At 67.9% G+C, this 8,518-nt stretch carries 7 protein-coding genes and 3 pseudogenes; 5 read left to right on the forward strand and 5 right to left on the reverse strand.

What is annotated here, in order from left to right:
• Window positions 1–91 precede the first annotated feature (91 nt).
• Window positions 92–361, reverse strand: a pseudogene (locus ACFV7R_RS46230) (ATP-binding protein); the annotation flags it as partial.
• A gap of 48 nt (window positions 362–409) precedes the next feature.
• Here ACFV7R_RS46230 and ACFV7R_RS46235 point away from each other — a divergent pair.
• A complete protein-coding gene (locus tag ACFV7R_RS46235; protein ID WP_385276595.1) occupies window positions 410–1,168 on the forward strand; it encodes a DUF6193 family natural product biosynthesis protein in 759 nt (252 codons plus the stop codon).
• Window positions 1,169–1,265: 97 nt separating this feature from the next.
• Window positions 1,266–1,859 (forward strand): immunity 21 family protein, encoded by a 594-nt coding sequence (locus ACFV7R_RS46240; RefSeq protein ID WP_385276598.1) that lies wholly within the window; start codon window positions 1,266–1,268, stop codon window positions 1,857–1,859.
• On the opposite strand, the gene ACFV7R_RS46245 is transcribed toward ACFV7R_RS46240, so the two are convergent.
• The 4 genes and pseudogenes from ACFV7R_RS46245 to ACFV7R_RS46260 form a co-directional block, all read right to left on the reverse strand.
• On the reverse strand, window positions 1,848–2,303 hold the full coding sequence (locus tag ACFV7R_RS46245; RefSeq protein WP_385276613.1) for a hypothetical protein: 456 nt from the start codon (window positions 2,301–2,303) through the stop codon (window positions 1,848–1,850). The two genes, ACFV7R_RS46240 and ACFV7R_RS46245, sit on opposite strands and share 12 nt — an antisense overlap.
• 70 nt (window positions 2,304–2,373) lie before the next feature.
• Window positions 2,374–2,700 (reverse strand): annotated as a pseudogene (locus ACFV7R_RS46250) (tyrosine-type recombinase/integrase); the annotation flags it as partial.
• A gap of 265 nt (window positions 2,701–2,965) precedes the next feature.
• On the reverse strand, window positions 2,966–3,904 hold the full coding sequence (locus tag ACFV7R_RS46255) for a sigma-70 family RNA polymerase sigma factor (protein WP_385276601.1): 939 nt from the start codon (window positions 3,902–3,904) through the stop codon (window positions 2,966–2,968).
• Between the two features lie 10 nt (window positions 3,905–3,914).
• Window positions 3,915–5,114: an NAD(P)/FAD-dependent oxidoreductase gene (locus tag ACFV7R_RS46260; RefSeq protein WP_385276604.1), complete on the reverse strand. Its 1,200-nt coding sequence runs from the start codon at window positions 5,112–5,114 to the stop codon at window positions 3,915–3,917.
• Between the two features lie 824 nt (window positions 5,115–5,938).
• Between ACFV7R_RS46260 and ACFV7R_RS46265 the strand changes: the two genes are divergently transcribed.
• The 3 genes and pseudogenes from ACFV7R_RS46265 to ACFV7R_RS46275 all read left to right on the forward strand — a co-directional run bounded on the left by ACFV7R_RS46265 (window position 5,939) and on the right by ACFV7R_RS46275 (window position 8,392).
• The gene (locus tag ACFV7R_RS46265) at window positions 5,939–6,976 is read left to right on the forward strand and encodes a hypothetical protein (protein WP_385276607.1); all 1,038 of its coding nucleotides are present in this window, start codon (window positions 5,939–5,941) and stop codon (window positions 6,974–6,976) included.
• Window positions 6,977–7,099: 123 nt separating this feature from the next.
• A pseudogene (locus ACFV7R_RS46270) lies at window positions 7,100–7,219 on the forward strand (IS5/IS1182 family transposase); the annotation flags it as partial.
• A 213-nt stretch (window positions 7,220–7,432) separates the two neighbouring features.
• Window positions 7,433–8,392: a sulfotransferase family protein gene (locus ACFV7R_RS46275; protein ID WP_385276610.1), complete on the forward strand. Its 960-nt coding sequence runs from the start codon at window positions 7,433–7,435 to the stop codon at window positions 8,390–8,392.
• Window positions 8,393–8,518: the final 126 nt, after the last annotated feature.

Here is an 8,518-nt window from a genome sequence, read left to right on the forward strand (position 1 = left end):
AGCGGTATGCGTTGAAAGGCGCCCGTACCGTTCGGGAAGGGGCCGTCGGAAAAGGACTCCAGCCAGGGGCACCTCGTCGGCGGCCTACTTCACCGCCGAAGGCTTCGTCGGAGGCGATGGCGACGCTGTTCTTCTCCTCGCATTCGGTCAGAACCTGGAACAGCAGCTCGGCGCCGTGCTTGTCGAGTTCCATGTAGCCGAGTTCATCGATGCACAAAAGATCGAAACGGCCGTAGCGTGCGATCGTCTTGGTCAGCTGCTTCTCGTCCGCGGCCTCGACCAGCTCGTTGACGAGCTTCGTCGCCAGCGTGTACTTCACCCGGAACCCGGCCATCGCCGCCTCGGTCCCGAGCGCGATCAACGCGAGCGGCTGGGCGACCGGGACGCGCTTCCGGCACAATCAGAGGTTGTGGCCAACCACCCTGATCCAGCCATTCTGTATCCCGACATCACGGCCCGAGGCAGCCTCGGCGCGGCGCTCCGAGCAGTGGCGGAAGAGGGCGGTTTCTCCCTCCCCGTCACGGCCTCGGATTCCAGCCCGTTGATCCATGCCACCGTCGCGAGCACGCTGCCGCATCGCGAGGCTCTGCTCGTCAGCTCGTGGGCGATCAAACAGCGTTGGTCAATCCGCGGTGAGGAGTCGTTCCAAAATATGGCACTCATCGACGGCGACACCGAGGATCTGGCGCAGGTCGCCAGAGCCGCGCAGACATGGCACGACGGAGTCGCTCTGGGCGACATCCGGAAAGCTGCTCCGTTCGTGCACCTGACCGGCCGGTTCGAGGTGCCCGACCACGACCCGGAGCGTCTGACCGAATCCGAGTGGCAGCATCTGCGCACCGAGGCAAGGGAATTGGAGCGACCCGGGGACGCCTATCACGCGCTGGTCGAGGCAGCATATGCCGAGCCGGCACTACGAAGTCTCTACCCGTTTACCAGCCACTGGACGCTGCGCTTCTCGACCACCACCCGCCCGTACTTGACCATCTTCGAGCCGTGTCTGCTCGCGCATGACGTCGGCCGGTACTCGGTCAGCATGAAGTTCACGGGCGCGGACGCCCTCGCCCAAACCACCACGCCGCAGGAGGCAGTGGTGGCAGCCGTGCGCCATCTTCCTTACCGCCCTGGCCCCGTCATGTCCGGAGCGGTCCATGCCGACAGTCGGTGATCGGTCTGCTCCGATGTGATCAATGTTGGGCTGGTGTCAGGGACGTTACTTCGCAGCCCGACGAAGCGTTGTCAGTGGCCGGGGTGACACTGGCGCTATGAAGACTTCCTCATCCACCGCAGCCAGTTCAGCCGAGCCTTCCTTCACCTGGGTCGAGTCGATGGGCGGCCCCCTGATCGCCATACCGGTTTCCGTATTGGACGGATGGCGTGGTTGCACGGAGTCGGGGCTGGTCATCGGCGACGGGGACGTCCCGGACGACTACGACCGCGCCTGCGAGGTGGACGGTCTGGCGGGAGTGATTGCTGTCGGTGGAGACGGGCCGCGAGGGCTTGTCCTGGCGGACGAACCCGCCACCACGTGCTATCTGCCGGAACACCAAGTTTTCGTCCGTTGGCTCGGAGCCAACTCGGAAGCCGATCTGATCGCCGCAGCCGAGGCTGTCCTCACCGACCCGGCGACCGACTGGGAAGAGTGCGGTGTCTGGCAGACGGACGGGCCGGCAGTGCTCATGGACTCTGTCACCGCCGGGAACGAGCTGGAGGTCGAGTACCCCAACGGCGGCGGACTGCCGGAGCAGGCGTCCGTCCCGATACCGCCCGGCCGCTGGACAGTCCGCGCCGTCCACACTTCGGCAAACGAGGAGACCTCGGTGGGGCTGGTTCAACTTCTGCCCTGGTCACAGAGCTGATGGCCTGGCCCCCATCACCGGGAACAGGACATCAGGAGGCTTCTCCGTCGAGTCGGCTGAGGAGTCCGCCGAAGATCTGCTCGCGGGCCACCTGGCCCTTGGCGGCCGCATCGTCTCGCTGGCGTTCGAGCGTGGGCCGGAACTCGATCGTGGTGACGAAGAACGTGCAGGACTCGCAGATCGACTCGAAGTGGCAGTCCATCTCGACGGGGCGAGCGCAGTAGCCGTTGCCGAGCATCCGGCGGTGCATCTCCCGGCGGAGCTTGGCCATCTCCGAACCCTCGGCGTCCGCCAGCAGCTGGCGCGGGGCGTCGTAGAGGGCCTCCACCTTCTCCGAGACCGCGAAGTACTCATCGCGACGGTCCGGTCGGCTATCCGCGCGTAAACACGTGTCATGGACAACGACCGGTGGCCAAGGAGTGCCGCGATGGCTTCCAGGGACATGCCCCGGTTGGTTGCCTGGGTGGCCAGAATATGTCTGAGCTGGTGTGGAGGTGACCCGTCCGAGGCCGGCCCGCTCGGAAGCCTTGGGGACGGCGGCCTCGATGCGGGAGGCGTTGACCGGGCGGCCGTGGTCGGTGAACAGCAGATTCGAGCGCAGGCCCTCGGGCCGGTGCAGCAACCAATCGTCCAGCAACGTCTTCCGCTGGGGGTGCAGGGGAACGTAGCGGTCGGTGTGCATCTTCCCGACCGGGACGCGGAGCCAGTAGGCGGAGCCGATCTGCACAACCGCGTCGATGGTGAGGCCGAGCATCTCGCTGCGGCGCATCCCGGTGCGGGCGAGGATCTCGATGGCCAGCCGGGCGAACGGATCAGGATCGACCTTGGATCTCGGCGCCATCGACGCCTCCGCGCAGCACGGGGCACATCCATGCTCCCACCGCAAGCCCTCTGGTGTTGCCAAAACTCACCGACATCCATGTGCCTCAATCCGAGGCGTTCTCGGCGCTGACCGTCACGTGGTCTCGAAACTCATCGACAGACTCATGGCCGGGTCTGATTCGGGGGGGTCGACGTGTTTCGGCTCCCGTGTTGCTGTGCGGTGCGGGGGCTGAAGGGGTGCCGTTCTCGGTCCGGCTCAGGTCACTGGATTCCGGTGGCTCTGGTCACCATGTGTTGATGACCGGGGTGTCGGGTTCGTGCTGCCGCCAGGCTTGGTTGAGGCGTGTGAGCCGGTTGGCGGCGGCGATGCCGTGCAGGGACGCAACCTTGCCGTCGCTGACTTCGAACGCCACGGCGCCCACGACCCGGTCGTCGACCACGGCGAGGACGGCCGGGGAGCCGTTGACCAGCGCGATGTGGAACGCGGGGGAGCCGCCGGCCAGCCGCCGCTTCGCCGGAGTGGGCTTGAAGCCGGCCCGCACGTAGGAGGCGACGCGCTCGCGCGTCTTGTACCGCAGCAGCCGCCTGGCCAGTCCGGCGCCGTCCGAGACTGCCGTCGCGTCGTCGGTGAGCAGCGCCACCAGCCGTTCGGTGCGCCCTGAGGTGGCGGCGGCGAGGAACTCCTCGACGATCCGGTGCGCGGACGCGGGGTCGGCCTCGCCGCCGCGGCGGCGCTCGGCGGCGACCCGGATCCGGGCGCGGTGGACATGCTGCTGGCTCGCGGACTCGGTGATGTCGAGGATCCCGGCGATCTCGGCGTGGCTGTAGGAGAAGGCCTCGCGCAGGACGTAGACGGCCCGCTCGACCGGCGAGAGGCGCTCCATGAGGGTCAGTACGGCCAAGGACACCGATTCGCGCTGCTCGAAGGTGTCGGCAGGGCCGAGCATGGGGTCGCCCTCGAGGAGCGGCTCGGGCAGCCAGGCACCGGCCGCTCGCTCGTGGCGCGCCTGCGCCGAGCGGAGCCGGTCGAGGCAGAGATTGGTGACGACCTTGGTCAGCCACGCTTCCGGCACCTCGATGCGTTCCCGGTCTGCGGCCTGCCAGCGCAGGAACGCATCCTGCACGGCGTCCTCGGCGTCGGCGACCGAGCCGAGCAGACGGTATGCGAGCGAGGCCAGCCGGCCCCGGCTGGCCTCGAACTGATCGATGGCTGCGCTGTCCATGCGGAACAGGCTATGCGGCGACCTTCACACCGGCCCGGTCCGGTGCGGTGGCCAGGCGACGCTTGCGCTTCGGCATGCCGAAGGTCGGGTGGGCGATGCCCCACCCGGCCCCCTTGAGCACGCCCGACTTGAGCCGCGCGGCGGTCCGGCCGCCCAGGTACCAGGACTTCGACCGGGCGTCCCCGTCCACCATCTGGAAGATCGCGTCCCGCCGCCCGAGGCTGATGTGGTTGCCGTGGTACTTCAGCCCGGTGGTCGGGACCTTGCTGCCCGTCAGGCGGGCGATGATCGCGGCGGTCGCCTGCATGTTGGTGTAGCCGGCCGAGGCGCAGGACATCGGCAGCGGCCGGCCGTTCTCGCCGATCGCGTAGGCGCAGTCACCGGCGGCGTAGACGTCCGGGTGCGAGACCGAGCGCATGGTGCGGTCGACGACGATCTGGCCGGTCCCGGCGACCTGAAGGCCGCTGGCGGCCGCGATGGGGTGCACGGCGAACCCGGCCGACCACACGGTCACGTCGGCCGGGATGGACCTGCCGTCGGCGGCGATCGCCCGTGTCGGCTCGACGGCTTCGATGCCGGTGTGCTCGTGGACGGTGATGCCGAGCCGGTCGAAGGCCTGGCGCAGGTGACGGCGGGCCTTCGGGGAGAGCCAGGCGCCCAGCTCGCCGCGGGCGGCGAGCGCGACCGAGAGGTCGGGCCGGGACTCGGCGAACTCGGTGGCGGTCTCGATGCCGGTCAGCCCCTCACCGACGACCAGCACGGTGCCGCCCTCGCCCAGGCCGGCCAGGCGCTCGCGCAGACGCAGCGCCGAGGACCGGCCGGTCACATCGAAGGCGTACTCGGCCACGCCGGGGACGCCATGGTGGGCTACGGAGCTGCCGAGCGCGTAGAGAAGCGTGTCGTACGCGAGTTCGCCGTCGCCGTCCTCGCCGTCCTCGCCGGTCACGGCGACGGTCCTGCGCTCGGGGTCGACGCCGGTGACGCGCGCCAGGCGCAGCCGCACCCCGGTGCCCGCGAACACGTCGGCGAGCTTGCGGAACGCGAGGTCCTGGCCGATCGCGAGCTGGTGGAGCCGCATCCGCTCGACGAAGTCGGGCTCGGCGTTGACGACGGTGATCTCGGTGTCGGCGGGGGAGAGCCGGCGGGCCAGGTTTCCGGCGGCGAAGGTCCCGGCGTATCCGGCGCCGAGTACGACGATGCGGTGCTTCATGGCGTTGCTCCTGTCTCGTTCGCGTGCCCCTTGAACGAGACGGCGCCCCCATTGCTGACAGGAGCCGGGTGTGACGCGGGTCACCGAACTAAGATGAGCGGCTGAGCCTCCGACAGGCGCCTGGCCCGTCTTGGGCAATCGAAACGGGGCGCTGGCCAACTACGGATCGAGATGGCTGTCCCGTGCCACTGAACTTTGACTGGTTGCCACCGAAGATTGACCGCCACGGAAACGGCATGGCAGGACAGTCAGCCGAGCCACTGCTTCCAGCGGGCACGGGGCGGATCGCAGTGGCCTGAGTCAACGGCCTGCTTGTATGCGCGATCGGCAAGTTCCTTGTCCGACCACACTCGGCCGTTCACGTCGGGAACTCGTCCTGCAGTTCCCGGAGCGGTCCGCCGGTTTCGTGTGTGGCCCTGGCGGCTAGGGCGCGTTTTAGGTCGTGATCATGTGGACGGGTGAAGTCTTCGATCCAGATCGTTGAGGCCCGGTGCCAAAGATGGGACGAGCGAAGCGATGAACATGCAGGCGCGGCTGGTCGGCTCCATGGCGCTGGTCGATCTGACGGTGCACGCGTGAGACCGGGCGCGGACGACGGGGCAGACGTACAAGACGGTTCTGGAGGCCGTGGCACCGCTCGCGGGCGTGTTGGCTGAGCTGGCATCGACGGCCGGGAAGATTGGTGTGTTCGGGGCAAAGGCGTCGGCGTTCACGCGGCTGCTCGCGGCGATGGGGCGGGCCCCCGTACCGGTCTTGAGCAGTCGAGTGCTGAACCGGCCGGCGGGGGTCGGCTGGCTGTCAGTGACCCTCCTTATGCTGACGCCATGGAGATCACCGAGCAGACACTTGCGGAGGCCTGGCAGCGGACGGCCGCGCGACACGCCCTGCTCCACGAGGTCGGGCTGCCGCCCGTGGCGCTCTCGGACGACGAGCTGGAGGAGTGGGCCGAGCGCGCTGAGGAAGCGGAGGACGGCGGGCTGTGTCTGCTGCTGGACGAGAACGGCACAGTGCGCGGCCATCACGGCCCCTACCGGGAGGTCTTCGCCACCCGCGACCTCGAACAGGCGCTTTACCTGATCGCCGAGGCCGCGATGCGTCGGCGCGGCGGCAGCCCCGAGGAGGTGGCCGACGCGCTGGACCGGATCGATCCGGCGTGGGGCAGACGGTTCCGCAGTGGCGGCCTGGACGACACGGGGACGGTCGAGGCGTGCGGGCGCGACCCGCTGGAGGGGCTCGCCTGGATAGCCAGGTCCTGGCGCGAGCAGGACCCGTACACGACGCTTGCCTTCTTCCGCGCGGCGCCCGGGCGAACCGTCGACGCCGAGCGGCTGGCCCTGCTGTACGGGGCCGATCCCGCGCAGGTCGCGGCCGGCACGCATCTGAAGGACCTGCAGGCCGTGGACAGCGGCCGGGTCCACTGGGACCGCCAGTGGGAGAGCTGCTGTTTCGGGCAGGCAGGGGGGTGGACGTTCCTGCTGTACCACGACATGCCGCCGGGGTCCTTCGCCGACAAGGAGGCGTACGCGGCGCTCGGGATCAAGGAGAGCGTGTGGCTGACCGCCACCTCCGCGAAGGCCATCTATACCTTCGACTACATGCGGGACGGTCGCCGCGTCGACGACGACTGGGGCGTGCTGGAGCTGATCTGGTACGAGCGCGGCCGCGCCCCCTATCTGCGGGGCGGCGAGCTGGACTTCCTCAACCGGGCCGTGCGTCGTGCCGAGCTGGATCACCCCGAACTGACCAGCACGTTCGAGCTGTACTTCCACGCCTTGGAGGAGTCCCTCGGCCTGCGTCTGCCGCGCCGGGACTTCGCGGAGGGGGAGGTGCGGGCCGCGTACTGGGCCGGGAAACAGCGGTGAGTACGGCGAGGGGCGCTCATGGAGCAGAAGCGGGTTCTGGAGCGCGTATCGAAACTTGATCAATCTGTTGGTCTCGGCCGTGCTTTGTGGTGTGGTAGATCGTGTTGCATGACGCGGGCGCAACTGACTGATTACGAGACGCTTCCCGCCAGCTCCGAAGCCATGATCCACATCGCCTCGATCGACAACCTCGCCAAACGCATAACGGACGAGACCACACCCACCTGGCGAGGCACCTACTAGGGCATACGGGCGATCTACCTAAATCAGATGCTCTCTCAGTGTTCACCCTCGTAGTATCGCTAGCGCGCTGACCCTGTCAGGCGATCCAAATCACACGAGACGCGACCGCCCGGCAAGCATCCAGCGGCGCATCGTTAGCGCGTCCGTCCGGCGGAATCGGGCGAGCGGGATATTTCGTTGCGCGGGCGCGGTGCCGAGACTTAGCTGAACGCCATGTCTGCCCCCTCACCGATCTTCGTAGCGGGTACGGGTCGTTCGGGAACATCGCAACTCGCGAACATTCTCGGCGAACACCCGCAGATCCACAGGATTCCGATCGAGACCCGGTTCATTGTCGATCCGGGTGGCTTGCGAGACCTGGCGGACGCACTCACGATTCGATACGACCCTTACGTCGGGGACGACGCCCTCCGCAGGCTGAGCGACATCCTGACGGTGCGACTGGTCGGCAGGCGCGACAGAGATCGGGGTCATACCGTTCCCGCGGCCATCGGCGAGCGGCACTACTGGGACGCAGTGGGACGGCTGTGGTCGGAGCTCGTCGCGAGCACGTTCGACGAGGCCGTGCCTGCAGCAGGGTTCGGGCACGCCGACTGGCCTGCCGGGCCGTTCGAACCTCAGAGTTACCGGCGGGCGGTCCCGAGGTACTTCAGCGATCGGCGTGAACTGCTCGAGATCCTTCGTCGCGCAGTCGACACGATGTTCGGTGGAGCAGCTGCCGACGCGGGAAAGCCGACCTGGTGCGAGAAGACACCGTTCAACCTTCTGTGCATGGACTTCCTCTGGGAGCTCGTCCCTGAGGCGACCATCGTCCACATCAAGCGCCACCCGGTCGCGGTGGTCGCGTCACACGTTGACCAGCCATGGGCACCGCCCACGGTCGACGGCGCGCTCGCATGGCTCAAACCGGTCTATGACCGATGGCTCGCCTGGAAGACCACGGTCGATCTGACGGACAAGCGATATGTGGAGGTGAGGGCCGAGGATCTCGCAGCCGACTGGCCCGGGCAGCGCCGCGCCCTGTTCGAACTGCTCGGTGTCGACGACTTCGCGACCAGGTCGACGTTCCAGTCACACCGCCTGGAAAATCGCAATGACCAATTCGACTCCGGCACCCGCGAGTTCGTCGAACGAACACTTGACGGTGTTATCCCAGCCATGGGATACGCGTAGAGGCCGCCAGATCCTGACCGAGGCAGAACCTGGAGCCTTTTTCAGTTGTAGCTCTGGCGGGTGGGACGTGGGCCGCTGTTGACGTGGAGGGAACGCGCGGGGCATCTCCGTGGTTGGGCAGGTCAC

The organism is Streptomyces sp. NPDC059866 (assembly GCF_042731325.1).
Classification (GTDB): Bacteria; Actinomycetota; Actinomycetes; order Streptomycetales; family Streptomycetaceae; genus Streptomyces; species Streptomyces flavusporus.